The sequence below is a fragment of the Bacteroides sp. QWL-09 genome (genome assembly GCF_058683585.1).
The window spans coordinates 3176771-3202115 of record NZ_CM178748.1 but is presented as its reverse complement, the minus strand read 5'-3'; the positions used below and the strand labels follow the sequence as shown (position 1 = coordinate 3202115).

At 40.4% G+C, this 25345-nt stretch carries 23 protein-coding genes; 14 read left to right on the top strand and 9 right to left on the bottom strand.

Features of this window, described 5'->3' with window-relative positions; all coding sequences use genetic code 11:
- Positions 1-66 precede the first annotated feature (66 nt).
- The 4 genes from rimM to tsaB are packed head-to-tail and all read right to left on the bottom strand — an operon-like array spanning position 67 to position 3277.
- Positions 67-615: a ribosome maturation factor RimM gene (gene rimM, locus AC4PG5_RS12920; protein ID WP_492029267.1), complete on the bottom strand. Its 549-nt coding sequence runs from the start codon at positions 613-615 to the stop codon at positions 67-69.
- Positions 612-1916 carry a UDP-N-acetylglucosamine 1-carboxyvinyltransferase gene (gene murA, locus AC4PG5_RS12915; protein WP_492029266.1) on the bottom strand — a complete coding sequence of 435 codons (1305 nt, stop codon included), beginning with the start codon at positions 1914-1916 and terminating at the stop codon, positions 612-614. The genes rimM and murA overlap by 4 nt, the downstream gene beginning before the upstream one ends.
- Before the next feature lie 35 nt (positions 1917-1951).
- Positions 1952-2569 (bottom strand): DUF4290 domain-containing protein, encoded by a 618-nt coding sequence (locus tag AC4PG5_RS12910; RefSeq protein ID WP_492029265.1) that lies wholly within the window; start codon positions 2567-2569, stop codon positions 1952-1954.
- Positions 2570-2587: 18 nt separating this feature from the next.
- Complete coding sequence (gene tsaB / locus AC4PG5_RS12905) at positions 2588-3277, bottom strand: tRNA (adenosine(37)-N6)-threonylcarbamoyltransferase complex dimerization subunit type 1 TsaB (protein ID WP_492029264.1); 690 nt, start codon at positions 3275-3277, stop codon at positions 2588-2590.
- 89 nt (positions 3278-3366) lie between these two features.
- Here tsaB and AC4PG5_RS12900 point away from each other — a divergent pair, with 89 nt between their 5' ends.
- The 4 genes from AC4PG5_RS12900 to AC4PG5_RS12885 are packed head-to-tail and all read left to right on the top strand — an operon-like array spanning position 3367 to position 6366.
- Positions 3367-4245: a YicC/YloC family endoribonuclease gene (locus AC4PG5_RS12900; protein ID WP_492029263.1), complete on the top strand. Its 879-nt coding sequence runs from the start codon at positions 3367-3369 to the stop codon at positions 4243-4245.
- 37 nt (positions 4246-4282) lie between these two features.
- Complete coding sequence (gene gmk / locus AC4PG5_RS12895; RefSeq protein ID WP_492029262.1) at positions 4283-4849, top strand: guanylate kinase; 567 nt, start codon at positions 4283-4285, stop codon at positions 4847-4849.
- A gap of 21 nt (positions 4850-4870) precedes the next feature.
- The gene (gene nadD, locus AC4PG5_RS12890) at positions 4871-5470 is read left to right on the top strand and encodes a nicotinate (nicotinamide) nucleotide adenylyltransferase (protein ID WP_492029261.1); all 600 of its coding nucleotides are present in this window, start codon (positions 4871-4873) and stop codon (positions 5468-5470) included.
- Between the two features lie 2 nt (positions 5471-5472).
- Positions 5473-6366 (top strand): 1,4-dihydroxy-2-naphthoate polyprenyltransferase, encoded by an 894-nt coding sequence (locus AC4PG5_RS12885; protein WP_492029260.1) that lies wholly within the window; start codon positions 5473-5475, stop codon positions 6364-6366.
- Positions 6367-6370: 4 nt separating this feature from the next.
- Here the strand turns inward: AC4PG5_RS12885 and rfbB are convergent, their stop codons facing one another.
- The 3 genes from rfbB to AC4PG5_RS12870 all read right to left on the bottom strand — a co-directional run bounded on the left by rfbB (position 6371) and on the right by AC4PG5_RS12870 (position 8962).
- Positions 6371-7510 (bottom strand): dTDP-glucose 4,6-dehydratase, encoded by a 1140-nt coding sequence (gene rfbB, locus AC4PG5_RS12880; protein WP_492029259.1) that lies wholly within the window; start codon positions 7508-7510, stop codon positions 6371-6373.
- Positions 7511-7534: 24 nt separating this feature from the next.
- Positions 7535-8398, bottom strand: a complete 864-nt coding sequence (gene rfbA / locus AC4PG5_RS12875; protein WP_492029258.1) for a glucose-1-phosphate thymidylyltransferase RfbA — start codon at positions 8396-8398, stop codon at positions 7535-7537.
- Positions 8399-8470: 72 nt separating this feature from the next.
- Positions 8471-8962 carry a metallophosphoesterase family protein gene (locus AC4PG5_RS12870; RefSeq protein ID WP_492029257.1) on the bottom strand — a complete coding sequence of 164 codons (492 nt, stop codon included), beginning with the start codon at positions 8960-8962 and terminating at the stop codon, positions 8471-8473.
- 53 nt (positions 8963-9015) lie between these two features.
- On the opposite strand from AC4PG5_RS12870, the gene AC4PG5_RS12865 reads away from it, so the two are divergent.
- Entirely contained in the window at positions 9016-11100 is a 2085-nt protein-coding gene (locus tag AC4PG5_RS12865; RefSeq protein ID WP_492029256.1) for an RNA degradosome polyphosphate kinase, read from the top strand.
- A 125-nt stretch (positions 11101-11225) separates the two neighbouring features.
- Positions 11226-13478 carry an inorganic phosphate transporter gene (locus tag AC4PG5_RS12860; protein ID WP_492029255.1) on the top strand — a complete coding sequence of 751 codons (2253 nt, stop codon included), beginning with the start codon at positions 11226-11228 and terminating at the stop codon, positions 13476-13478.
- A 119-nt stretch (positions 13479-13597) separates the two neighbouring features.
- On the opposite strand, the gene AC4PG5_RS12855 is transcribed toward AC4PG5_RS12860, so the two are convergent.
- Positions 13598-13996, bottom strand: coding sequence for a response regulator (locus tag AC4PG5_RS12855; RefSeq protein WP_492029254.1), 399 nt, complete (start codon positions 13994-13996; stop codon positions 13598-13600).
- 110 nt (positions 13997-14106) lie between these two features.
- On the opposite strand from AC4PG5_RS12855, the gene AC4PG5_RS12850 reads away from it, so the two are divergent.
- The 5 genes from AC4PG5_RS12850 (at position 14107) to AC4PG5_RS12830 (ending at position 22049) form a co-directional block, all read left to right on the top strand.
- Positions 14107-15741 (top strand): ABC-F family ATP-binding cassette domain-containing protein, encoded by a 1635-nt coding sequence (locus AC4PG5_RS12850; RefSeq protein ID WP_492029253.1) that lies wholly within the window; start codon positions 14107-14109, stop codon positions 15739-15741.
- A 225-nt stretch (positions 15742-15966) separates the two neighbouring features.
- Positions 15967-16377, top strand: coding sequence for a DUF6769 family protein (locus tag AC4PG5_RS12845; protein ID WP_492029252.1), 411 nt, complete (start codon positions 15967-15969; stop codon positions 16375-16377).
- A gap of 133 nt (positions 16378-16510) precedes the next feature.
- Positions 16511-17731: an efflux RND transporter periplasmic adaptor subunit gene (locus AC4PG5_RS12840; RefSeq protein WP_492029251.1), complete on the top strand. Its 1221-nt coding sequence runs from the start codon at positions 16511-16513 to the stop codon at positions 17729-17731.
- A gap of 32 nt (positions 17732-17763) precedes the next feature.
- Entirely contained in the window at positions 17764-20865 is a 3102-nt protein-coding gene (locus AC4PG5_RS12835; RefSeq protein WP_492029250.1) for an efflux RND transporter permease subunit, read from the top strand.
- 2 nt (positions 20866-20867) lie between these two features.
- Positions 20868-22049, top strand: coding sequence for a TolC family protein (locus tag AC4PG5_RS12830; protein ID WP_492029249.1), 1182 nt, complete (start codon positions 20868-20870; stop codon positions 22047-22049).
- Here the strand turns inward: AC4PG5_RS12830 and AC4PG5_RS12825 are convergent.
- Positions 22044-23456, bottom strand: coding sequence for a methyltransferase RsmF C-terminal domain-like protein (locus AC4PG5_RS12825; protein ID WP_492029248.1), 1413 nt, complete (start codon positions 23454-23456; stop codon positions 22044-22046). The genes AC4PG5_RS12830 and AC4PG5_RS12825 overlap by 6 nt on opposite strands.
- 104 nt (positions 23457-23560) lie before the next feature.
- On the opposite strand from AC4PG5_RS12825, the gene AC4PG5_RS12820 reads away from it, so the two are divergent.
- The 3 genes from AC4PG5_RS12820 to AC4PG5_RS12810 are packed head-to-tail and all read left to right on the top strand — an operon-like array spanning position 23561 to position 25054.
- The gene (locus tag AC4PG5_RS12820) at positions 23561-24193 is read left to right on the top strand and encodes a DUF6249 domain-containing protein (RefSeq protein ID WP_492029247.1); all 633 of its coding nucleotides are present in this window, start codon (positions 23561-23563) and stop codon (positions 24191-24193) included.
- Positions 24190-24735, top strand: a complete 546-nt coding sequence (locus AC4PG5_RS12815) for an RNA polymerase sigma factor (protein WP_492029246.1) — start codon at positions 24190-24192, stop codon at positions 24733-24735. Before AC4PG5_RS12820 ends, AC4PG5_RS12815 begins: the two co-directional genes overlap by 4 nt.
- A complete protein-coding gene (locus tag AC4PG5_RS12810; protein ID WP_492029245.1) occupies positions 24722-25054 on the top strand; it encodes a DUF5056 domain-containing protein in 333 nt (110 codons plus the stop codon). The genes AC4PG5_RS12815 and AC4PG5_RS12810 overlap by 14 nt, the downstream gene beginning before the upstream one ends.
- Positions 25055-25345: the final 291 nt, after the last annotated feature.

The following is a 25345-nucleotide window of genomic DNA, read 5'->3' as shown; positions in this document are numbered from 1 at the left end:
TCACTCTACAAAAGTATGCATTTTACAATTACTCCAGTCGTATGATAGCAGATATTAACATAGATTTCAATCTTCTTTGAAATCATCGTCTGCTTCATCAAGATCCAATAAGCCTTCAGGTAAATCGACCGTTAATATTTTATGTTCGCCATCGACTCCTGCAATAAATTCTTCCTGAGCAGGAATCAGGAGCTCTTCACCTTCACGGTCTACCACAAACAAGACGTTAATGGTATGACTATCCACATCGATCACCTCACCAATTGGTTCTCCTGCAGTTGTTTCCATTTGGAAACCCACAAAGAAATCCCATGAGAGTTCCTCATGCGATTCTGTATCGACATATTTTATCGGGAAAAAAACCTCTACATTAGTAAACAGGCGAGCTTGTTCGGTCGAATTGATCCCCTCCAACTTCATTAAAGCGGTAGAGTCCGACCGAAACCGATACTCCTCAATAAAAAACGGAACTAAAATGCCGTCAAGCATACAGATCACATAGTTACAATCTGCACGATCGAAAATATCATCGGTAAACGTAAACTGCAATTCTCCATGAATGCCATGAGGCTTATTAAATAAGCCTATTTTATATACTTCTTCTTTTTTTATCATATACGCGTTATTCTTGCTCCAATGGCATTCAGACGTCCTTCAATATCTTGATAACCACGATCTATTTGTTCGATATTATGAATCCGGCTAATTCCATCGGCACTCATTGCGGCAATCAATAAAGCAATACCGGCACGAATATCCGGTGAAGTCATGTTGCCTCCACGCAGTCTGAATCCATGATTATGCCCGATTACAACTGCGCGATGAGGATCGCACAAAATAATTTGAGCCCCCATATCAATCAGTTTATCTACAAAAAACAAGCGACTCTCGAACATTTTCTGATGAATCAGAACGCTTCCCTTAGCCTGTGTGGCTACAACAAGCATCACACTCAACAAGTCGGGAGTTAAACCGGGCCAAGGAGCATCGGCAATAGTCATGATCGATCCATCAATGAAGGATTCAATCTCATAAGTCTCTTGAGCCGGGACAAAAATATCATCTCCACGTTGTTCAAGTTTAATACCTAGGCGTCGGAAACTTTCAGGGATAATGCCTAAATTCTCATACGACACATTCTTAATGGTAATCTCACTTCGGGTCATGGCAGCCATACCAATAAAGCTTCCCACCTCGATCATATCGGGCAGGATAGTGTGATCAGTGCCATGCAACTCATCCACACCTTCAATGGTCAGTAAGTTAGATGCAATACCGCTAATACGAGCTCCCATACGATTCAACATCTTACAAAGTTGTTGTAAGTAAGGTTCACAAGCCGCATTGTAGATTACCGTTTTACCTTTAGCCAAAACAGCAGCCATAACAATATTAGCCGTTCCGGTCACCGAAGCTTCATCAAGCAACATATAAGTACCGTGCAATTGATCCGCACGCATCTCATAAACTTCCCGTTCGGTGTTATAAAAAAACTTAGCTCCAAGATTCTGTATACCTATAATATGAGTATCCAAACGGCGGCGACCAATCTTATCGCCTCCCGGTTTAGAGATCATAGCTTTACCAAAACGTGCAACCATCGGGCCAATCAACATGACCGATCCACGCAAGCTAGAGCATTTCTTTAGAAAATCATCGCTTTCCAAATAAGCCAAATTGACATTCTCAGCTTTAAAGCTGTAGGTCTCGATCCCTTTCTTGGCAACCTGAACCCCCATATCTCTCATGAGTTGAATCAGATTATTCACATCCAATATATCGGGAATATTGCTTATTGTCACCTCTTCGGCAGTAAGTAGGGTTGAACAAATAATTTCTAAAACCTCATTCTTCGCACCTTGAGGATAAATTTCTCCATGAAGACGGTGTCCTCCTTCAATCACAAATGAAGCCATAATATGAACAATTAGTTAGATAAAGCTCAAAAGCTTTATTGGTTTTGACGATAATTCTTTTTATTATTCCGATTACTAAAGTTTGTTTTCGGACGATAGTTTTGAGCCAAACGCTCTCCCATCAATTTTAAAATATCCTCAGTCATCTGTAACACTCCTCCGGACAGTTCATTCAAATCTTCAGCAATTTTCTTATCATCGACCGTATCTTTGTTCCAAGCCATATAATCTTTCTTCATATGATTACAGATCAATGCAACTAGATTCTGTTTTTCATCGCCTTCCGGAAACTCACAAGCTTTTTTAATCAAAACTTCAAGCGTCTTTCCATAGTGACGATAGCGCATTCGAGTCATCGGATAAGCAATAACATTCGGTTTAGTCACCAAGTTATCCTTACGAATGATCTCGTAAGGATAATCAATATCCAACTTAAAGTCAGACATGATTGCCAAATGATCCCACAGTTTATGTTTAAAATCGGGAACATCTCTCAAGTGAGGAAACATATTTCCCATGATGTTGATGATGGTATTAGCACAACGTTGACGCTCCGCACGATCCTCAATCGTTAACGCATAATTGACCATGTTCTGTATACTTCGCCCATACTCAGGTAAAGGCATTTTTTTCTGTTGAGTATTATATCTCATTTGGCAATAATTTTTCTTTTATAATAATTTTTTAGGCTGAGAAGCAACAAACTCTTTCAAATAGAAAGGTTCAAAGTAAGCGACATCTTCAAAGTTATGCTCAGCAAAAGCTTTTTCAGCCAAAGGCATCATCATCTTTGCTAACGGATGAATGTCATCAATAAAATGAGCGTTAGGGTGAGTAATCTGATTCTTACATTTACTGGCTCCATTACCGAAGAAATAAACGGGTTGCTTCTCCAAGAAGTCTAAATAAGACTGTTCATCGACAATATCCGCTCCAATATCACGTTTAGCATGAAGTGCTCTGTCGTATATACCGGCATAAACCTCCATTCTTCGAGCATCAATCATCGGGCAGATCAAAGCATCTTCCGGTAACTCATGATAAAGTAAAACCGGAACGGCAAGTACTTTGAGGGTCGGTAGTCCGATCAACGGAATTTGCCGACCATAGCAAATGCCTTTAGCCATCGAAACGCCAATTCTTAAACCGGTATATGATCCCGGGCCACAACTGACAGCCACAGCATCAAGGGGAATAGCATGACTATCTAGAAACGACAAAGCCTCATCAACAAAAACGCCCAAAGAAGTAGCATGAGAAGGACCTTTCAAATCTTCTTTCACAAAAATGACCTGTCCGTCCTGGCTTGCAGCTACAGAACAAACAGTAGTAGAAGTTTCAATATGCAATATACACGACATAAAACCATATAATTAAATTCATGCAAAAATACATGATTATTTCCACATCTTAAAATAATCCCTTATTTTTGCGCAAAACTTACATGCATATGATACAATCTATGACGGGATATGGCAAAGCGACCGCCGAACTTCCCGATAAGAAAATAAATGTCGAAATCAAGTCACTTAACAGTAAAGCACTCGATTTATCGACTCGAATTGCTCCTCTATACCGTGAAAAAGAGATGGAAATTCGTAATGAAATATCCAAATATCTAGAACGCGGAAAAGTTGACTTCAGCTTGTGGATTGAAAAAAAAGAAAGTGCCGATAGCGCTACACCTATCAATCAAGTTTTAGTAGAAGGATATTATAACCAGATCCTGTCTATTTCTGAAAACTTAAGCATTCCAGTTCCTTCGGATTGGTTTCAAACTTTACTCCGAATGCCGGATATCATGTCAAAGACCGACATCCAAGAATTATCCGACGAAGAATGGGCATTCGTTCACGACACTGTAATCAAAGCCGTTCAGCAATTGGTTGATTTTCGCAAACAAGAAGGTTTAGCTTTAGAGACAAAGTTCCGCGAGAAAATAGCCAACATCACCCAGCTTCTATCAATGGTAGAACCTTATGAGAAAGAGCGTGTAGAAAAAATCAAAGAACGTATCACCGATGCTTTACAAAAAACCATAAGCGTCGATTATGATAAAAACCGCTTAGAGCAAGAGCTAATCTATTACATCGAGAAATTGGATGTCAATGAAGAAAAGCAACGCTTAAGCAATCACCTAAAATACTTTATCAGCACCCTAGAAAGTGGCGCCGGTCAGGGTAAGAAGCTAGGATTTATTGCACAAGAAATGGGACGTGAGATCAACACCTTAGGCAGCAAATCCAATCATGCAGAAATGCAGAAAATCGTTGTTCAAATGAAAGACGAGTTAGAGCAAATTAAAGAACAAGTTCTTAACGTCATGTAATGAAACAAGCGTTATAAACACCTCTTATTTTCAAATTATGGCAGGAAAACTTATTATATTTTCGGCTCCTTCAGGATCGGGAAAGTCAACCATCATTAATTATCTATTGACTCAAGGGCTTAATCTCAAGTTCTCGATTTCTGCAACTAGTCGTCCACCACGCGGTACGGAACAGAATGGGGTCGAATATTTCTTTCTCACACCTGAAGAGTTCCGCCAACGAATTACTGATGGAGAATTTCTGGAATACGAAGAAGTTTATCCCGACCGTTTTTATGGAACATTAAAAAGTCAAGTCGAGAAACAACTAGAAGCCGGACAGAATGTTATTTTTGATGTAGATGTTGTCGGTGGATGTAATATCAAAGAATATTACGGCAATCGCGCACTCTCATTATTCATCCAACCGCCAAGCATCGAAGAGCTACGAAAACGATTGGAAGGAAGAGGTACAGACTCTCCTGAAATCATAGAAAGTCGTCTTTCAAAAGCAGCATATGAATTGACATTTGCCTCTAAATTTGACCAGGTCATCATTAATGATCATTTAGAGAATGCTCAAACAGAAGCTTTAAATGCGATCCAACTTTTCCTACAGTCGTAAGAAAATAAGAAAGGAGAATGAATGACAAAACTCAAAACCGGAATATTCAGCGGATCATTTAACCCTATACATATCGGACATCTTGCTCTAGCTAATTATCTCTGTGAGTATGAAGGGTTGGATGAAATCTGGTTCATGGTTAGCCCACATAACCCTCTCAAAGAAGAAGCAGACTTATGGGAGGATGAATTTCGCCTAAAGCTCGTAGATCTTGCAGTGGAAGGCTATCCAAAGTTTAAGAGTTCCGATTTTGAGTTCAATCTTCCACGCCCATCATATAGCATACATACCCTAAATAAACTATCCGAATCTTACCCGGACAGAGATTTTCTTTTAATTATAGGATCCGACAATTGGGCTTGTTTCAATCGATGGTATCAATGGGAAGAAATTATAGCAAATCACCGACTATTAATCTACCCGCGTCGAGGATTTCCGATAGATACTGTCGGTTTACCCGAACACGTCCGATTAGTCAATTCCCCAATGATAGACATTAGCTCAACCTTTATTCGGGAAGCCATTACTCAGAAAAAAGATGTGAGGTATTTCCTACACCCAAAAGTTTGGGAATCAATTTATCAACTCAAAATCAGTCAACAAGTAGACGAGAATTTATAATCATGCAAAATGTTAAGCACAACTCATGGCAAGCTTGGTTTTTGGCCATTCGGCCCAAAACGCTAACCGGAGCATTGATTCCGATCATGATTGGAACAGCTTTAGCCAGCATGGATGGACACTTTCAGTTATTTCCGGCAATGATTTGTTTCCTTTTTGCAGGGCTCATGCAAATTGCAGCCAATCTGATTAATGACCTCTATGATTTCCTAAAAGGTACCGACAGAGAGGATCGTTTGGGACCTGATCGTGCTTGTGCTAAGGGGTGGATTTCTCCATCTGAAATGAAAAAAGGAATCCTCATCACCATCATTTTAGCTTGCATGATAGGAAGTACACTACTAGCATTAGTCGGTTGGAAACTGATTATTATAGGTCTCATCTGTGTGCTTTTCGCCTTTTTATATACCACTGGACCTTACCCTCTATCGTATAATGGATGGGGCGATCTTTTAGTCCTTATCTTTTTTGGATTTATTCCGGTTGGTGGAACTTATTACGTCCAGGCATTCGAGTTGAATGAATCGGTGGTCATGGCCTCAATAATTTCCGGATTACTCATCAACACTCTATTGGTCGTCAATAATTATCGAGATAGAGAAGCCGATGCCAAAAGTGGAAAACGTACTCTAGTCGTTCGATTTGGAGAAACGTTCGGGAGCTATTTCTATCTCACATTAGGTATCATAGCTAGCTTAATCTGCTTATTCTTCTCCACCAAAGGCCATCATCTAGCCGCATTCCTTCCACAACTCTATCTCATTCCACATTTCATGACTTGGAGAAAAATGGTTCAGATTCATAGTGGTAAAAAACTAAACAGTATACTAGGTGAAACCTCACGTAATATACTGCTTATGGGAATACTCCTATCGTTAGGAATGTTATTTAGCTAATGGACTACCTCCGCCCATACATCTTCTCATAGTACTTTTGGTAATCTCCACTAGTCACTTCTTCGACCCAACCTTGATGTTCAAGATACCATTGAATCGTTTTCAGAAGTCCATCTTTAAACATCGTCTCAGGCGTCCATCCAAGTTCTGAGGTAATTTTAGCAGGATCAATAGCATAACGTTGATCATGCCCCAATCGGTCCTTTACAAAAGTAATTAGCCCTTCATTTAGCCAATCAATGCAGATCTCTCCAGAAAGTGTTTTTTCCTTCTTCTTAAGTACCTGACGATATTGCGGATAATCAGTCATCAGTTGACGGAGCGTTGAAATCGTGAGCTTTACAATATTCAGATTGGTTTCTTCATTATGCCCACCGACATTATAAACCTCTCCTACCCGTCCCTTACGAACAACAAGTTCGATCGCTTTACAATGATCCTCAACATACAACCAATCGCGCACATTGCTACCGTCGCCATAAATTGGGAGAGATTTGCCTTCCAAACAATTCTTTATAATTAATGGAATAAGTTTTTCCGGAAAATGATAAGGACCATAATTATTTGAACAGCGTGTAATCGTTACAGGCATCTTATACGTATCATGATAAGCCATAACAATCATATCAGCACTCGCTTTGGAAGCACTATAAGGGCTATGGGGACAAAGTGGAGTTTGTTCTGTGAAAAAGCCTTCAGTTCCTAAAGAGCCATAAACCTCATCGGTAGACACTTGGTGATAGCGTACATTCTTACGCCAAAGAGGATAGCCCTGCTCATCCTTTCCCATGACCCAAGCCTGACGAGCTGCATCTAGTAAATTCTGAGTCCCCAAAATATTGGTTTGAAGAAAAAGTTGGGGGTTATCAATACTTCTATCAACATGACTTTCTGCTGCAAAGTTGACAATGCAATCGAAACCGTATTCACTAAAAATCTTATTGACTAGCTCTTTATCTCCAATATTGCCTTTAACAAAAAAGCAACGTTCGCTATCAATGTCATTAATAATTGTCCCCAAATTACCAGCATAAGTTAAAGCATCAAGCACTACAACTTTCACATCATCATAATTTGCCAACAAATATTTAATATAATTAGAGCCGATAAATCCAGCCGCTCCTGTAACAAGATATGTTTTCATAATCAATTTCTCTCAATTTTCATATCAATAAACTAAACTCATCAGATATTTGCCATAAGCCGTATTAGAACATTTCTCTCCAAGATGATACAGATCTTCAGCACTAATCCATCCATTTCTCCAAGCAATTTCCTCAATACAACTCACGTAAAAGCCTTGACGATTCTGAATCGTTGCGACAAAATTAGACGCTTCAAGCAAACTATCACAGTTTCCGGTATCTAGCCATGCGAAACCACGACCAAATCGTTCAACACTCAAATCTCCCTCCTCTAGATATAATCTATTCAAGTCGGTTATTTCATATTCTCCACGAGCCGACGGTTTTAAGGCTGCCGCCTTTTCGACAACAGAAGCATCATAGAAATAGAGTCCAGGGACAGCATAATTACTCTTTGGCTGAGCAGGCTTCTCTTCTAAAGAAAGCACTTTACCTGTTTCATCAAATTCAACAACGCCATAAGCTCGAGGATCTTTAACATAATAACCAAAAATACAAGCTCCTTTTTCAAGCGAGGCGGCCCTAGACAACATCGCAGAAAAGCCTTGTCCATAAAATAAGTTATCCCCTAAAATGAGACAAGCCGATTCACCATTTAGAAAGGATGCTCCTAAAACAAAGGCTTGCGCCAAACCGTTAGGCTGCTCTTGCACTTGATAAGAAAAAGACATTCCTAGATTCTCACCAGTGCCCAATAACTCTTGAAACATTGGTAAATCTCGCGGAGTAGAAATGATGAGAACTTCCCGAATGCCTGCTAACATTAAAGTTGATAGCGGATAATAAATCATCGGCTTATCATACACAGGCATAATCTGCTTTGAAATGGCTTTTGACAAAGGATAGAGGCGTGTCGCGCTTCCACCGGCAAGAATAATTCCTTTCATAAAAGTTTTAATTATTTGATGAGACAAAGTACGCAAAGAAATCTGACGTAGCAAAATTATGGCAAAAAAATATTAGCCGGCCAATTCAATCACTTCGAGATCTTTTATAGTATCACCATCAATCGTAAAACGAACCAAAGTACGCACCTTGTGGAAACCAGATTTCCCCGCAGCACCAGGGTTAATGTGAAGCATATTCAAGGTTTTATCATATTTTACTTTTAAGATATGAGAATGCCCGCTGATAAAAAGTTTCGGTGGTCTAGCCAACAAACTGCCAATAATAGAAGAGTCGTATCGACCCGGATAACCACCGATATGCTTCATAAGAACCTCAGTATCTTCAACGACAAAGCGATTAATCTGTGGAAAACGGGTTCGAATATCCTGCCCATCAATATTCCCATAGACAGCACGTAATGGTCTAAACTGTTGAAGCTTCTCCAAAACCTCAATTGATCCAATATCGCCGGCATGCCAAATTTCATCGCACTTCTCAAAATACTCTAAATATTTCTCATCCCAACAAGCATGAGTATCTGATAATAATCCAATTCTGATCATATTTTTTTGTTTATATCAACAAAGGTACTATATTTGGGTAAATCTTTACATACATGGAACACAAATATAGCTACTTCAAAAGAGATATTAGCTGGCTCTCATTCAATTATAGAGTGCTATTGGAGGCTAAAGATGATCGTTTGCCTTTGTATGAACGGATAAACTTCATATCCATATATTCTTCAAACTTAGAAGAATTTTATAAGATACGGGTTGCCGATCATAAAGCTGTGGCTTCAGGTGTAATGGAAAGTGATGACGAAACAGTACAAAGTGCTTGTCAGCTAGTCGACGAGATCAATCAAGAAGTAAATCGTCAATTAGACGATCGTGTGTTTATTTACGAAAAAGAAATATTACCCGACCTTGCTAAAAATCATATTATTTTTTATCAAAGTCAAGATGTAGAACCATTTCATAAATCCTTTATCGTCAAGTTTTTCAAAGAAGAAATATTTCCTTATTTACAACCCGTCCCCATCTCAAAAGGCAATATTGTCTCTTTTTTAAGAGACAACCGACTATACCTAGCGATTAGATTATATGCTAAGCAGTCCACAGGGAAAACCAATCCGGAGTATTTTGTCATGAAACTTCCCCATAGCAAAGTACCCCGATTTATCGAACTTCCATATCATGAAGGAAAATATTACATCATGTATATTGAAGATATCATAAAAGCCAATTTACGACTTATCTTCCCAGGTTATACCATTGATTCAAGTTACTGTATCAAAATCTCTCGTGATGCAGATATACTTATAGACGATAATGTCGGCAACGACACCTTAGTTAAGCAACTTAAAGAGAAAGTCAAGAAGCGTAAAATAGGAGCTGTCTGTCGATTTGTTTACGAGAGAGCAATGCCCGATGATTTCCTCGATTTTCTCATTCATGCATTCAATATCAGCCAGGATGAAGTGATATTGGGGGACAAGCATCTAAATTTAGAGGATCTTTGCCGCTTGCCTAACCCGAATAAGAGCATTAAACTATTAGAAAAACCTCAACCATTAAAGATCAAACAGTTCAGCAATCAAGAGTCTATTTTTAAATATGTAGAACAAAGGGATCTTTTACTCTATTACCCTTATCATTCATTCGACCATTTTATTCATTTCCTTTATGAAGCAGTGCATGATCCATATACTAAAGAAATCATGATCACTCAATATCGTGTTGCTGAAAACTCAAGAGTAATCAATACCCTTATTTCTGCGGCGCAAAATGGGAAAAAAGTCACGGTATTTGTAGAACTAAAAGCGCGGTTTGATGAAGAGAACAACCTCGTCACGGCTCAAATGATGGAGGCTTGCGGTATAAAAATCATATACAGCATCCCCGGATTGAAAGTACATGCTAAAGTTGTTCTAGTCTGTAGAAAAGGAGCAGCCGAAGAAAAAGTACCCGATCTGGGGTATGTCAGCACAGGCAACTTTAATGAACAAACGGCCACGCTCTATGCCGATTGTGGGTTATTCACCTCACATGAAGGTATTACCAAAGACTTATATCATCTCTTTCGGACCTTGCAAGGTAGAAAAAATGCTAAATTTAAAAACCTGCTTGTTACCCGTTTCAATCTTATAGATGAACTAAACGATCTCATCAGCAAAGAAATCGATTTAGCTAAAAGTGGGAAAAAAGGACGGATCGTATTAAAAATGAATGCACTTCAAGACACTAGTATGATCAATCGTCTTTACGAGGCATCAATAGAAGGAGTAGAAATTGATTTAATCGTACGCGGCATATGCTGTCTTATCCCCGGACAAACTTATAGTAAAAATATACGAGTCACACGAATTGTAGACACCTTCCTAGAACATGCCCGTATATGGTATTTTGGTAATAATGGAGCCCCAAAATTATTCATGGGATCACCCGATTTCATGAAACGTAACCTCTATCGGCGCATAGAAGCCGTAACCCCGATATACGATGAGTCTCTACGCCAAGAGCTCATTAATATGCTATCCATTCAACTGTGCGATAATCAAAAAGCTTGTTTCGTAGATCATCAACTAAAAAACGTTTTTAAACGAAAGCCTCGTTCTAAAGAATCAATAAGAGCTCAATATGCCCTATATAATTACATAAAGCTCAAAAATGAATGTGAACATTTGTCATCTGACTGAAAAACAGATGACAAAGTTGTTAATATCAAAAGAAGGATGAAACACAATTGTAACATATATGACATGTCGATGCAATGATAAAAATCGTCCTTTGCCGATAATTTCAAAACAACAAAAACATTTATATGGAGACAATTTACCTCGGTATCATCATTTTCCTATTCGTCCTCGCCATATTCGATTTGATAGTAGGAGTGAGCAACGATGCTGTTAACTTCTTGAATTCGGCAGTAGGAGCCAAAGCAGCATCATTTAAAACTATTTTATTCATTGCCGGTGTCGGGGTTTTCATTGGTGCTTCTTTATCCAATGGAATGATGGACATCGCCCGTCATGGTATTTACCAACCGGAACACTTCTATTTTAGCGAGATCATGTGTATCCTATTAGCCGTCATGCTGACTGATGTTGTTCTTTTGGATGTTTTTAATTCGATGGGAATGCCAACATCAACAACTGTATCGATGGTTTTCGAACTATTAGGAGGTACTTTTGCGCTATCTCTGATTAAAGTACACAATGACAGCACACTAGGATTAGGAGACTTGATCAACACCGATAAAGCTCTATCTGTCATCATGGCCATATTTGTATCGGTTGCCATTGCTTTCTTCTTCGGTATGGTAGTCCAATGGTTATCACGTGCGATATTCTCATTTAATTATACTGAAAAAATGAAATATAGCATTGGAATTTTTGGAGGTATAGCAACCACTGCAATCATCTATTTTATGCTTATAAGTGGGTTAAAATCATCTTCATTTATGACAATAGAAAGCAAGGAATGGATCGACAACAATGGGCTATTACTCATTTCCATATCTTTTATATTCTTTACTTTTTTAATGCAAATCTTGCATTGGTTAAAAGTAAATGTATTTAAAGTTGTTGTTTTATTAGGCACATTTGCGTTGGCTCTAGCTTTTGCCGGAAATGACCTAGTCAACTTTATCGGAGTCCCTCTAGCCGGATATTCCTCATTTATCGATTTTACACAACATGGACAAGCTGTAGGACCTGATGGATTCCTAATGACCTCTTTGCTTGGGGCAGCCAAAACACCTTGGTACTTCCTCATCGGCGCAGGAGCAATCATGGTTATCGCCCTCTGCACCTCGAAGAAAGCACATGCCGTGATTAAGACCTCAGTCGATTTATCTCGTCAAGATGAAGGTGAAGAAGCTTTTGGAAGTACCCCAATGGCTCGTTCTATTGTACGTATCAGTTTATCTCTAGCCAATACGATTTCCTCAATAACGCCCGATCGTTTCAAAGGATGGATTGAAACACGCTTCAAAAAAGATGAAGCAATCATTACCGATGGAGCGGCATTTGACTTGATCCGTGCCTCTGTCAACCTTGTTTTGGCCAGTCTACTTATCGCCTTAGGTACTTCTCTAAAGCTACCACTTTCAACAACTTATGTAACGTTTATGGTTGCAATGGGTACCTCATTGGCCGACCGTGCATGGGGACGTGACTCTGCAGTATATCGCATAACCGGTGTTTTGAGTGTTATTGGAGGATGGTTTATCACCGCAGGAGCAGCCTTTACCATCTGCTTTTTTGTTGCACTGATTATTTATTATGGTGGAACCATCGCCATTATAGCATTGATTGGATTTGCTGTCTTCTTGTTACTCAGAAGTCACCTGCTCTATAAAAAGCGTAAAGCCAAAGAAAAGAAAGACGAAACCCTCGAAAAGCTATTAAAGACAAACAACAAAGAGGATATTCTAGAACTTATGCGCAAACATACTAGAGAGGAACTAGGAAAAGTATTAGGACAAGCCGAAGAGAACTTCGAACGGGCAGTAACTTCATTCCTACACGAGAACTTGCGCGGATTACGCCGTACAATGGAAAGCTCTAAATTCCAGAAACATCTCATTAAGCAAATGAAGCGCAACGGTACAGTCGCCATGTCTAAACTAGACAACACCACCGTTCTTGAAAAAGGTTTGTATTATTACCAAGGGAATGATTTTGCCAGCGAACTTGTCTATAGTATAGCCCGTTTATGCGAACCTTGTTTCGAACACATTGATAATAATTTCAGTCCACTAGATGCCATTCAAAAAGGAGGTTTCTCTGATATAACAGAAGATATCACTTATTTCATGCAACAATGTCGTCTCAATTTAATCAACAATGACTACATCGGATTTGAAGAACATACACAACGAGCTAACGATTTAACTTTGCATCTTTCACAGCTAAAACGTGAGGAACTTAAGCGAATACAAAGTCAAAAAGGTAGCATCAAAGTAAGCATTGTTTATTTGACCATGATTCAAGAAGCACAAAATGTAGTCACTTATACGATTAATTTAATGAAGGTTAGTCGCAAGTTTCAACAAAACAACGAAGTGAATTAAAACTCATCGCAATAAATAAGGAATAGGCCTAACAGATTTGCATCTGTTAGGCCTATTCCTTATTTATTAATTAAAGATCTAATAATCTAATAAAGGTACAAACGACATTCGATTAAGAGCTACCACTCTATCTGAGGAAAGTATTTAGTTAAAGTCCCACGTAACACTCCCAAAGTAATCGGTTTTACCAACACCTCTGTAGCACCAGCGTTCATCGCATTCTCACGATCAGTACTAAAGGCATAAGCCGTCTGAACAATGATGGGAATTTCTGTGTTTTTTTTACGGATAATCATTGTCGCATCTAGACCGTTCATCAATGGCATTTTAATATCCATTAAGATGGCATTAGCTTTTTCATGATGCTTTTCAAAAAGTGACACTATCTCTTCACCATTCTTCGCCCACAGAATATCGCACTTCTTACCAATAATAGCTTTGATCAATTTAAAATTACTGTCATCATCTTCTGCCACCAAAATCAGTGGCCTAAAAATATCATCCTCCCTATTTCCCATATACATCCAGATATATTTGTGTTAATACAGACACTCAAACGAATATCAGCGCAAGATATAAAAAAAATGCTATAATTAACTATCTTTGCACCTCATTTTAATATTTAGGTATGATTTCGATAGACGGACTAGCCGTAGAATTTGGCGGCACGACATTATTCAGTGACATCTCATTCGTTATTAACGAGAAAGACCGCATCGCCCTGATGGGTAAGAATGGTGCCGGCAAGAGTACTTTATTAAAGATCTTGGCAGGAGTACGTCCACCAACAAGAGGAAAAGTCTCTGCACCCAAAGATTGCGTCATCGCTTATCTGCCTCAACATTTGATGACCGAGGATGGGCGAACAGTATTCGAAGAAACAGCTCAGGCTTTTGCTCATCTCCACAAAATGGAGGCGGAAATAGAACGCCTCAATAAAGAGCTTGAAACCCGGACAGATTATGAGAGCGACAGCTATATGGAGCTCATCGAGAATGTTTCGATGTTAAGTGAAAAATTCTATTCCATAGATGCGACAAACTATGAAGAGGATATTGAAAAGACTCTTTTAGGGTTAGGATTTATGCGTGACGATTTTCATCGGTCGACTAGTGATTTCAGCGGTGGATGGCGTATGCGTATCGAGCTGGCGAAACTACTCTTACAAAAGCCCGATGTGATCTTACTTGACGAGCCAACCAACCACTTGGATATTGAATCGATCCAATGGTTAGAGGATTTTCTGATCAATAACGGTAAAGCCGTCATTGTGATCAGCCACGACCGTAAGTTTGTAGACAATATAACCACACGCACCATCGAAGTGACTATGGGACGCATCTATGATTATAAGGTAAATTACTCACAATACCTTCAACTACGAAAAGAGCGTCGTGAGCAACAACAAAAAGCCTATGATGAACAACAAAAGTTTATTGCCGAGACTAAAGAGTTTATTGAACGTTTTAAAGGTACCTATTCGAAAACTCTACAAGTACAAAGCCGGGTGAAAATGCTCGAAAAACTAGAGATATTAGAAGTAGACGAAGAAGACACCTCCGCTCTAAGATTAAAATTCCCTCCTTCTCCACGCTCAGGGACCTACCCTATTACTATGGAAAATGTAGGAAAGACCTACGGTGATCACGTTGTCTTCAAGAATGCCAACTTAACCATCGAACGTGGTGATAAAGTCGCTTTTGTCGGTAAAAACGGAGAAGGTAAATCAACATTGGTGAAATGCATCATGAAAGAAATCGAACACGATGGTACCTTAACTCTAGGACATAATGTGCAAATTGGCTATTTTGCCCAAAACCAAGCTTCTCTTCTTGACGAGAATCTGACCGTTTTTCAAACGATCGACGATGTAGCCAAAGGAGAAATTAGAAATAAGATACGCGATTTACTTGGGGCTTTCATGTTTGGTGGTCCTGAAGAATCGATGAAAAAGGTCAAAGTGCTCTCCGGTGGTGAACGAACTCGCTTAGCGATGATCAAGCTTCTACTTGAGCCAGTCAATTTACTCATCCTCGATGAGCCGACCAACCACCTCGATATGAAAACGAAAGATATCTTGAAGCAAGCGTTAGTCGATTTCGACGGAACCTTGATTGTGGTCTCACACGACCGTGACTTCCTCGATGGCCTAGTCACTAAGGTTTACGAATTCGGGAACAAAAAAGTCACTGAGCACTTAAGTGGTATTTATGAATTCCTAGAAAAGAAAAAGATGGATTCTTTAACTGAACTAGAGAAATAGTAAGCCAAACGGCCCAATATTTTAAAAGAGCATAACACTCCATAACAATCATTCAATAGCATTTTCTAACGATAATAGACTCTATTGTCAGAACTTTCAACAGAAAATGCTATTGAATCCCTTCTTCTAATCGATTATTCATCAAAGAAATATAAAAAAAAGTTTAAATCCTTCGAATCTTCAAAAACAAGTTATAATTTTGCCTTATAGAAATTCGGACATTTGATGAAAACAGGTAAACAACTAGCAGTATTTCTACTTCTAACCATTAACATTTTTATGTTGGTGATCCCTGTTATTCCACACCATCATCACACCAACAACACTATCTGCTTCAAGCACGATATTTCCACTCATGAAGGATGTCCTATTCATCATCATCACAATAACGGTGATCCTTGTTGCGATAGCAATTGTATGACACGTTGGGATTCCTCAATTCCCTCTTTTCAAGTTGAGCATTCCCCTCATTTTGTTTTCATTGCCGTTCTTTTCTCGGATCAAATCATCAAAGACTTATTTAAACCCCAAGAACAGCGTTTAAACAACCATACCGTCTTTCGAGAATCCCTGCATGGCATTAATCTGCCTTCTACATTTTCTTTACGAGCTCCGCCTACTTTTCCACGCGTATAATTAGGTTATTCCTATTATAACAAACTTCGTAGTATCCATGTTGTTCCATCAACATGGACAGACGGTGTATAGAACCCTATATACATGTCACAACTTTTCATTCATTATAACACTGAAGAAACTATAGATAAATATGAAAAAGATCATTTTTATAGGAATACTAGGTTTATTTATCCTAGGCTCCTGCGGTAACAAACAAAGCCAAGCAACAACCGAAACCGAACATACTGACCATGAAGTTCATAACCACGAAGGAGAATGCGATGAAGAGCATGAAACAAGTGAACACGAAGGGCATGATCACGAAGGAGAAAGCAGCAAAAACAATCATAGCGACGAAATTATATTCAGCAAAGAAAAAGCAGATGCTGCAGGAGTAAAAGTAACCACAGTTACCCCAATCGATTTTCAACAAGTCATTCAGACCAGCGGCAAGATCACCGCTGCTCAAGGAGATGAAACCACTATTGTTGCAACCGTTTCGGGAGTCGTTGCTTTTCACAACCGGTTGACCGAAGGCATGCTCGTTTCGAAAGGCAAATCTCTACTTAGCCTCTCATCCAAACATATCACCGATGGTGATCCGGCACAACGCGCCCGTATTGCTTACGAAACGGCCCAAAAAGAATATGACCGTATGAAGCCACTCGTTCAAAGCAAGATTGTTTCGGAAAAAGAGTTTGCATTGGCCCAACAAGCCTATCAAAATGCCCGCATCAGTTATGAAGCCTTGAAAAACAACTACTCCTCGCAAGGGCAACAAATCACATCGTCAATGAGTGGTTATGTCAAAGCTCTTTTAGTCAAAGAAGGAGATTATGTAACCGTTGGTCAGCCATTAGTTAGCATCACACAGAATCGTCGTTTATTCCTCAGAGCTGAAGTTTCAGAGAGTCATTACAAAGACTTACGTCAGGTAAGTTCGGCCAACTTCAAAACGCCATACGATAATCGTGTTTATGAGCTTAAGCAATTAAACGGAAAACTACTTTCGTTTGGAAAAGCAACCGATGATAATAGCTTCTACCTACCTGTTACCTTCGAATTCGACAACAAAGGAGAAGTCGTACCGGGAAGTTTTGTCGAGGTCTATCTCCTCTCTTCGATTCTTCCGAATACCATTGCTCTTCCACGTACAGCCCTATCGGAAGAACAAGGTCATTTATTTGTTTACTTGCAACTGGATGAAGAAGGGTATAAGAAACAAGAAGTACAAATCGGGGCAGATAATGGAGCACAGGTACAAATCCTAAAAGGGATTAAGTCTGGCGATAGAGTGGTCACTGAAGGAGCCTATCAAATTCGTTTGGCTAGCACTAGCAACGCCATACCGGCTCACAACCATCAACATTGATCCTCACATTATTCACTTAAACTATTCAGAAGATGCTAAATAAAATCATCAAATTCTCCTTGCACAACCGCTTGGTTGTGCTCACAGCGGCCGTCCTATTGCTCATAGCAGGGACCTATACCGCTATGCATACCGAAGTCGATGTTTTTCCGGACTTGAATGCACCGACTGTTGTCATCATGACCGAAGCCAATGGGATGGCCGCTGAAGAGGTCGAACAACTCGTCACCTTTCCCGTGGAAACCTCAGTCAACGGAGCCACAGGTGTACGCCGAGTACGCTCCTCATCGACCAATGGATTCTCAGTCGTCTGGGTAGAGTTCGATTGGGGAACCAACATCTACCTTGCCCGTCAGATTGTGAGCGAAAAGTTAGCTATTGTGAGTGAATCCTTACCCGATAACGTCGGCAAACCAACGCTAGGTCCGCAATCGTCCATCTTAGGTGAGGTTCTTATTGTTGGACTCACAGCCGATTCAACCTCTATGCTCGATCTACGCACCATTGCCGATTGGACCATTCGCCCACGCCTACTCTCAACCGGAGGAGTCGCACAAGTGGCCGTACTCGGAGGAGACATCAAAGAATACCAAATCCAAGTCGACCCTGCTCGTCTGCGCCATTACAACCTAACCATGGACGATGTCCTTCAAGCAACCGACAATATGAATCAAAACTCCAATGGTGGAGTGCTCTACGAATATGGTAACGAATATATTTTACGAGGAGTCGTTTCGACTCCAAACGTCAACGACCTTTCTAAAGCCTTGGTTAAAAATGTCAATTCCATCCCTGTCCGTCTATCCGACATCGCTACAGTAGAAATTGGAGCCAAAATTCCGAAACTAGGCACTGCTTCCGAACGCGGGAAACCAGCAGTACTGTTGACCGTCACCAAACAACCCAATACAAGTACGCTCGACCTGACCGAAAAGCTAGAATTGTCGTTGAAAGAGTTGCAGAAAAACCTACCTTCCGATGTTAAGATATCGACCGACATCTTTCGCCAAAGTCGCTTTATCGAAAACTCCATTGGTAACGTTCAAAAGTCACTCTTCGAAGGCGGAATCTTTGTCGTCATCGTGCTCTTTATCTTCTTGGCTAACGTCAGAACCACCTTTATCTCGTTAATCACCCTCCCCATCTCTTTATTGACTTCGATACTCACCCTACACTACATGGGGTTAAGTATCAACACCATGAGTTTAGGAGGTATGGCTATCGCCATCGGTTCGTTAGTCGATGATGCCATTGTCGACGTCGAGAATGTCTACAAGCGCTTACGAGAAAATCGGTTAAAGCCCGAATCAGAACGTCTTCGAACAATAGAGGTAGTCTTTAATGCTTCTAAAGAAGTACGTATGCCCATCCTAAATTCCACTCTGATCATTATTGTCAGCTTTGTCCCCTTATTCTTTTTAAGTGGAATGGAAGGACGTATGCTAGCCCCTCTAGGTATCGCTTTCATCGTAGCCCTCATCGCTTCAACCGTTGTTGCCTTGACTTTAACTCCGGTACTTTGTTCTTACCTTCTGAACAGCAAAAGCACCAAGAAAGAGATGAAAGAATCATTTGTAGCCGTACACCTAAAAGGTGTCTATCAAAAAGCGCTCACCTGGGTACTCAATCACAAAACCGTGACCTTAGGCAGTACCATTTCCTTATTCATCGTGGCACTGATCTGCTTCTTCACCCTTGGACACAGTTTTCTACCATCGTTCAACGAAGGTTCATTCACCATCAATGTCAGTTCATTGCCCGGTATCTCACTCGAAGAGAGCAATCGCATCGGCCAACGAGCAGAAGCCCTACTTTTATCGATCCCTGAGATCAAGACTGTGGCTCGCAAAACCGGACGTGCCGAACTAGACGAACACGCCTTAGGAGTGAATGTTTCAGAGATCGAAGCTCCTTTCGAATTAGAAGATCGGTCTCGTAATGAGGTGATTGCCGAAGTCCGACAGAAACTGAGTCAGATTAGTGGAGCCAATATTGAAATCGGACAACCGATCAGTCACCGTATTGATGCCATGCTCTCCGGCACCAGAGCCAATATCGCGATTAAGCTGTTTGGCGACGATCTCAATAAGATGTTCTCTATTGGCAATCAGATCAAAGGAAGTATCAGTGGGGTTGAAGGCCTAGCTGATCTTAATGTAGAACAACAGATAGAACGCCCGCAGTTGAAAATCACCCCTAAACGTGAGATGTTGGCTAAATATGGTATTTCTGTTCCGGAATTTTCCGAATTCATCACCATGGCCTTAGCCGGCAAAGTGGTTTCACAAGTTTATGAGAAAGGGCAAAGTTTCGACTTGACCGTAAAGGTGCAAGATGACAAGCGTGATGAGATGGCCAAGATTAACGAGTTGATGATCGATACACAAAGCGGACTAAAAGTCCCCTTAAGTCAAGTCGCCGAAATCCGATCCACTTTAGGGCCAAACACCATCAATCGTGAAAATGTAAAACGAAAAATAGTCATCTCGGCCAACGTAACCGATCGTGATTTACGTAGTGTAGTAAACGACATTCAGAAGCAAATCGAAAGTACGATTCAACTGCCTGAAGGCTATCACATCGAATATGGTGGACAGTTTGAAAGCGAACAAGCCGCTAGTCGCATTCTAACCCTCACCTCCTTCATGAGTGTCATCATCATCCTCTTACTCTTGTACCATGAGTTTAAAAGTTTGAAAGAGTCGAGCATTATCCTCCTCAATCTACCGTTAGCTCTTATTGGAGGAGTATTCACTTTACTCTTCACTACAGGTGAAATCAGCATTCCTGCCATCATCGGATTTATTTCGCTATTTGGTATTGCCACACGCAATGGAATGTTATTGATCAGTCACTATAAGTATCTACAAAGAGAAGAAGGAATGGACGTTTACGAAAGTATCATCCAAGGATCGTTAGACCGTTTGAATCCGATCTTGATGACCGCCCTTTCTTCTGCTTTAGCTCTAATCCCTCTTGCTCTCGGAGGCGATTTATCCGGAAATGAAATTCAGAGTCCAATGGCCAAAGTGATCTTAGGCGGATTACTCACCTCTACCTTCTTAAACGGTTTTATTATTCCAATCGTTTATCTGCTCATGAAAAAGTCACAATTATCTAAAATGGAGAAGTAAACATGAAACGTATCCTTATATTCAGTGCATTACTGTTAAGCCTTACCGGTTTACAAGCACAACAAAACGATATTCAATCGATACTACTCAGCGTTGAGAAAAACAACAAAGAGTTGCAATCGATCGTTCATCTCACACAGTCCCAAAAGTTGGAAGACAAAGCCGAGAATAATTTATCGGATCCAAGCGTCTCTTATGCCCACTTATGGAAGGCAGAGGACAAAAGTCAAACCATCGGCGAACTCGTTGTATCGCAAAGTTTCGACTTTCCAACACTATACGCCTCGCGTCATCGACTCAATCAGCTAAAAGCCAATTCGTATGACCACGAGACAGAGCTGATGAGACAAGGTATCCTACTCGAAGCCAAAGAGCTCTGTCTGGATATCATCATGCTGGAGCAACAACAAGAACTCTTGCGTGAACGATTAGACAATGCCCAACGCCTAGAAGCAGTCTATGCTAAACGACTTGCAACAGGCGACGCCAATGTTATCGAGACGAATAAGATCAAGTTAGAGTTATTGAATGTAAAAACAGAATTCAACTTAAATGAAACGAATCTACGTAACAAGCAAGAATTACTCCGTGCGCTAAACGGTGATCAGCCGGTCGACTTTAGTGGAAAGAGCTATCCTCTGATTACTCTACCAAACGATTTTCAACAATTGAGAGCTGAGGTGATCGGTTCAAGTCGTCTACTCCATTCGCTAAACAGTCAAAGTCTGGTTGCCCGTAAACAAATTCAGGTCAACCGATCACAATGGCTACCTAAATTTGAGCTCGGTTATCGAAGAAATACGGAGTCCGGTGCTCCATTTAATGGTGTAGTGGTCGGCTTTTCCGTTCCATTGTTTAATAACCGTCACAAAGTAAAACAAGCCAAGACTCAAGCCATAAGTCAGGAAATGAAAAAAGAGGGAGAAACTCTGAAATTGGAAAGCGAGTTAAATCAACTCTACAGAGAAGCTCAGAGCTTGCAAAAATCCATACAAGAGTACCAAACGTTATTTTCCTCTCAACAAAACCTCGATCTACTACAACAAGCGCTCACAGGCGGCCAGATCAGTGTGATTGAATATTTCACAGAAGTCACCGTCATCTTTCAAAGTCGCCAGAACCTGCTGACCTTAGAGAACCAATATCAGAAGGCTATGGCAAAACTTTATAAAGATCGGTTATAAAGTAGAAAGATCCTCCGGTAAACGTGTAGTACGAATGCGCCACTCTTGAGGATAAAGGTTATTCGCACGATTACCAATATTCTTCACAAATCCCAAGGGGATCTGTTGATAAGTCAATAAAACAAAACCACGAGGGGCTGTCTCTGATAAAGAGATGGCCTCTTTACGTAAGTAAGCAATAGCACGATCATAATCGATCTCTTCCGAGGGGAAGCAAGAAGGACGAAGCAAACGACTCATCGCAAACGAATGAGGCGGCAACAGATCTTTACCCTTCAATTCACCAACGGTCACCCCCGTCTGTATGATCCGAAGCATCGGCTTTAACCGCTCTAACACATCCATATAATCCTTTGGGAAAGCAACAATCTGGCTATCTGTAGACAGTAGACAGTAATTCTCATTATCGACCCAATGCTCAGCCTGCGCCATCATCTCTTTAGGAAATGGAGATACCGACGATTGTTTTTTCATCTTCTTCTTAGAAATCGGAGCCTTGAACGAGTCTTCTTCTTCCTCAGATGATTTACGCAAAACAGCCAAGAAAAAACCTTCTCCTCTAGTACGGTGAGGTAAGAAACGGTAGACCGGACGATCGTATCCCTCTAACAGACTGCCCGTAATTGCCCAATCCTCATGAGTCGCCACCGGAAGGACCTCGGCTCCAAGTTCTTGCTCAATCCAGGCGATATTTTCCTCATTCTCTTTGGTATTATACGTACACGTACTGTAGATGAGCAGGCCTCCAGGTTTCAAAGAAGGCCAGATATCACTGATGATTCGCCGTTGACGTTGCCAACAGATCTCTACGTTTTCAGGACTCCACTCGTCGATCGCTCCGGGATCTTTACGAAACATCCCTTCACCGGAACAAGGCACATCGGTCAAGATCACATCAAAGACATTGGTCAGCTTTTTAAAATCCGAAGGATCATTATTGGTCACCACTACATTTGGATTTCCCCATTTGATTAAGTTCTCCGATAGGATATGCGACCGGAGCTTATTGACTTCATTAGCCACCAGTAAACTTCCCTCAGGTAAAACGCTACAAGCATGAGTCGACTTTCCTCCCGGAGCCGCACAAAGATCAAGCATCACCACCGGAGTCTCGACATAAGTCTTCAGAACTTGCTCGACAAACATGGACGATGCTTCTTGAACGTAATAACAACCGGCATGAAACAAGGGATCGAACGTAAACGTCAGTCGTTTATCGAGATAATAACCTTGAGTAGACCAGGGAATAGGAGTCAGTCGATGATCTTTTTTAATAAAAGAAGACGCCAATGGATGGAGTCTAATGCTGACAGAAGCTTCTTTTTGTAAAGCACTAAGAAGCTCTTCGAGAGCCTCATTCCCCAATAAATGGCGAATATTATCAATAAACGATGCCGGTAAATTCATTTTTTTCAAATTAAGAGATGCAAATATCAAAAAAAAATAGTCTCTTTGCAACTATCTATATCATTAACTACGTCTAACAAACAAAGATTAAAAAACGAAACCATATGAAACAGATTTTAATTGCTTTGATGGTAGCATTTACAGTAAGTACACTAGCCTTTGGAACAGAAGAGGCAACCATCCTTAGAGATTCTGTCAAGACGACTAAAGTTTCATCTGCCAAACAAAGCGCTGCCATTCAGACCACAAATTCTGAAAGCACAACGGATAGCGTTATTGGTTATTCAGATGAGAGGGACACCGTAGATGCTGATTCTGAAACCACTCATGTGGATTTCGACAGTGATTTTCCTTTCGGGACTAATATTGAGAAAAGTATTAATAGTGGAATAGCCATCTCAATTATAGCCATTATCGCGGTATTCGGATTTCCGATCTTTGTCATCTTCATTGCCCTCTATTTCCGCCACAAGAATAGACAAGCTAAATACCGACTGGCAGAACAAGCCATCGCTGCGGGTCAACCTTTGCCGGAGGGATTAATGAAAGACGTAAGCAATAAAGATGCCCGAACACAAGGTATAAAGAATACCTTCACCGGAATTGGACTATTTATCTTCCTCTGGGCTCTCACAGGCGAATTTGGGTTAGGCTGCATCGGATTACTCGTCATGTTTATGGGTATTGGACAGTGGATTGTATCACGGAATAACCGCCCAACAAACGAAGAGAAATGAGTCAACTCAATGATATATCGTTAGTCGCACAGGTCGTGGTGTTCAAAAACACCAAGGCCTTCGACCAATTGGTAAAGAAATACCAATCGCCCATACGACGATTTTTTCTCAACCAAACGTGCGGCGACAGCGAATTGAGTGATGACTTGGCACAAGATACTTTTATTAAAGCATATACCAATATTACCAGTTTTAAAAATCTATCTAGCTTTTCAACTTGGTTATATCGTATTGCTTATAATGTTTTTTATGATTATATTCGCAGTCGGAAAGAAACGGCTGATTTGGATGCCAGAGAAGTAGATGCCATGAACAGCATAAACCCAACCAACATTGGAGCACAAATGGATATCTACGAGTCTCTCAAGATGCTAAAAGAAACGGAACGCACCTGCATCACATTATTCTATATGGAAGACTTAAACATTGATAAGATTGCAGGTATCATGGGAATGCCGACAGGAACCGTAAAAAGTCACCTGTCACGTGGAAAAGAGAAATTAGCAACATACCTTAAAAGAAACGGTTATGATGGAAATTAATGAGGATAAACTATTAAAAGATTTTTTCGCAAAAGGGAAAAAAGAAATTACCGATGATGGCTTCAGCCAAATGGTAATGCACCAATTGCCTGATCGCAAAAATCGTATGATTGAATACATAGCCAATTTTATTATGCTGATTTGTTTAGTTCTATTCTTCGCCTTTAATGGGGTTCAAGCAGTACTAGACACTTTAAAAGAAGCACTAATAGGCATGATTCAACAGGGAACCACGAGTGGCATAGATCCCAAATCGATCATAATAGCCGGTGTTGTCCTGCTATTTATGGCCACAAGAAAAATTTGTTCAATGGAATGATAAACTTGATGACACCATTAAGTTAGTGTCCAACAAAACATTTTTAACCTAAAAAATATAAGGCTGAATTCATCAGAGTTCAGCCTTAATTATATCGTCTATTCTGTATCGGCTCAGCACGTGTTTATTTACAATTCAGCTCGTGCTTATCCACGTCTGCTCAGACTCGTCTAGTGCTCCCTACAAGCCCAATTTATAATTCTTCGCCTTCGTTTAACCCCTCTTGACAGTCTCTTTTATGGTTTTACAAATTCAGTTTGTTGAGCCCTCGAACGTGGGCTCTTCAGCCTT

What these genes read in the sequence shown, in the direction of transcription:
- rimM (WP_492029267.1), bottom strand. Translation starts at nt 615, where the DNA reads ATGATAAAAAAAGAAGAAGTATATAAAATAGGCTTATTTAATAAGCCT.
- murA (WP_492029266.1), bottom strand. Translation starts at nt 1,916, where the DNA reads ATGGCTTCATTTGTGATTGAAGGAGGACACCGTCTTCATGGAGAAATT.
- AC4PG5_RS12910 (WP_492029265.1), bottom strand. Translation starts at nt 2,569, where the DNA reads ATGAGATATAATACTCAACAGAAAAAAATGCCTTTACCTGAGTATGGG.
- tsaB (WP_492029264.1), bottom strand. Translation starts at nt 3,277, where the DNA reads ATGTCGTGTATATTGCATATTGAAACTTCTACTACTGTTTGTTCTGTA.
- AC4PG5_RS12900 (WP_492029263.1), top strand. Translation starts at nt 3,367, where the DNA reads ATGATACAATCTATGACGGGATATGGCAAAGCGACCGCCGAACTTCCC.
- gmk (WP_492029262.1), top strand. Translation starts at nt 4,283, where the DNA reads ATGGCAGGAAAACTTATTATATTTTCGGCTCCTTCAGGATCGGGAAAG.
- nadD (WP_492029261.1), top strand. Translation starts at nt 4,871, where the DNA reads ATGACAAAACTCAAAACCGGAATATTCAGCGGATCATTTAACCCTATA.
- AC4PG5_RS12885 (WP_492029260.1), top strand. Translation starts at nt 5,473, where the DNA reads ATGCAAAATGTTAAGCACAACTCATGGCAAGCTTGGTTTTTGGCCATT.
- rfbB (WP_492029259.1), bottom strand. Translation starts at nt 7,510, where the DNA reads ATGAAAACATATCTTGTTACAGGAGCGGCTGGATTTATCGGCTCTAAT.
- rfbA (WP_492029258.1), bottom strand. Translation starts at nt 8,398, where the DNA reads ATGAAAGGAATTATTCTTGCCGGTGGAAGCGCGACACGCCTCTATCCT.
- AC4PG5_RS12870 (WP_492029257.1), bottom strand. Translation starts at nt 8,962, where the DNA reads ATGATCAGAATTGGATTATTATCAGATACTCATGCTTGTTGGGATGAG.
- AC4PG5_RS12865 (WP_492029256.1), top strand. Translation starts at nt 9,016, where the DNA reads ATGGAACACAAATATAGCTACTTCAAAAGAGATATTAGCTGGCTCTCA.
- AC4PG5_RS12860 (WP_492029255.1), top strand. Translation starts at nt 11,226, where the DNA reads ATGGAGACAATTTACCTCGGTATCATCATTTTCCTATTCGTCCTCGCC.
- AC4PG5_RS12855 (WP_492029254.1), bottom strand. Translation starts at nt 13,996, where the DNA reads ATGGGAAATAGGGAGGATGATATTTTTAGGCCACTGATTTTGGTGGCA.
- AC4PG5_RS12850 (WP_492029253.1), top strand. Translation starts at nt 14,107, where the DNA reads ATGATTTCGATAGACGGACTAGCCGTAGAATTTGGCGGCACGACATTA.
- AC4PG5_RS12845 (WP_492029252.1), top strand. Translation starts at nt 15,967, where the DNA reads ATGAAAACAGGTAAACAACTAGCAGTATTTCTACTTCTAACCATTAAC.
- AC4PG5_RS12840 (WP_492029251.1), top strand. Translation starts at nt 16,511, where the DNA reads ATGAAAAAGATCATTTTTATAGGAATACTAGGTTTATTTATCCTAGGC.
- AC4PG5_RS12835 (WP_492029250.1), top strand. Translation starts at nt 17,764, where the DNA reads ATGCTAAATAAAATCATCAAATTCTCCTTGCACAACCGCTTGGTTGTG.
- AC4PG5_RS12830 (WP_492029249.1), top strand. Translation starts at nt 20,868, where the DNA reads ATGAAACGTATCCTTATATTCAGTGCATTACTGTTAAGCCTTACCGGT.
- AC4PG5_RS12825 (WP_492029248.1), bottom strand. Translation starts at nt 23,456, where the DNA reads ATGAATTTACCGGCATCGTTTATTGATAATATTCGCCATTTATTGGGG.
- AC4PG5_RS12820 (WP_492029247.1), top strand. Translation starts at nt 23,561, where the DNA reads ATGAAACAGATTTTAATTGCTTTGATGGTAGCATTTACAGTAAGTACA.
- AC4PG5_RS12815 (WP_492029246.1), top strand. Translation starts at nt 24,190, where the DNA reads ATGAGTCAACTCAATGATATATCGTTAGTCGCACAGGTCGTGGTGTTC.
- AC4PG5_RS12810 (WP_492029245.1), top strand. Translation starts at nt 24,722, where the DNA reads ATGATGGAAATTAATGAGGATAAACTATTAAAAGATTTTTTCGCAAAA.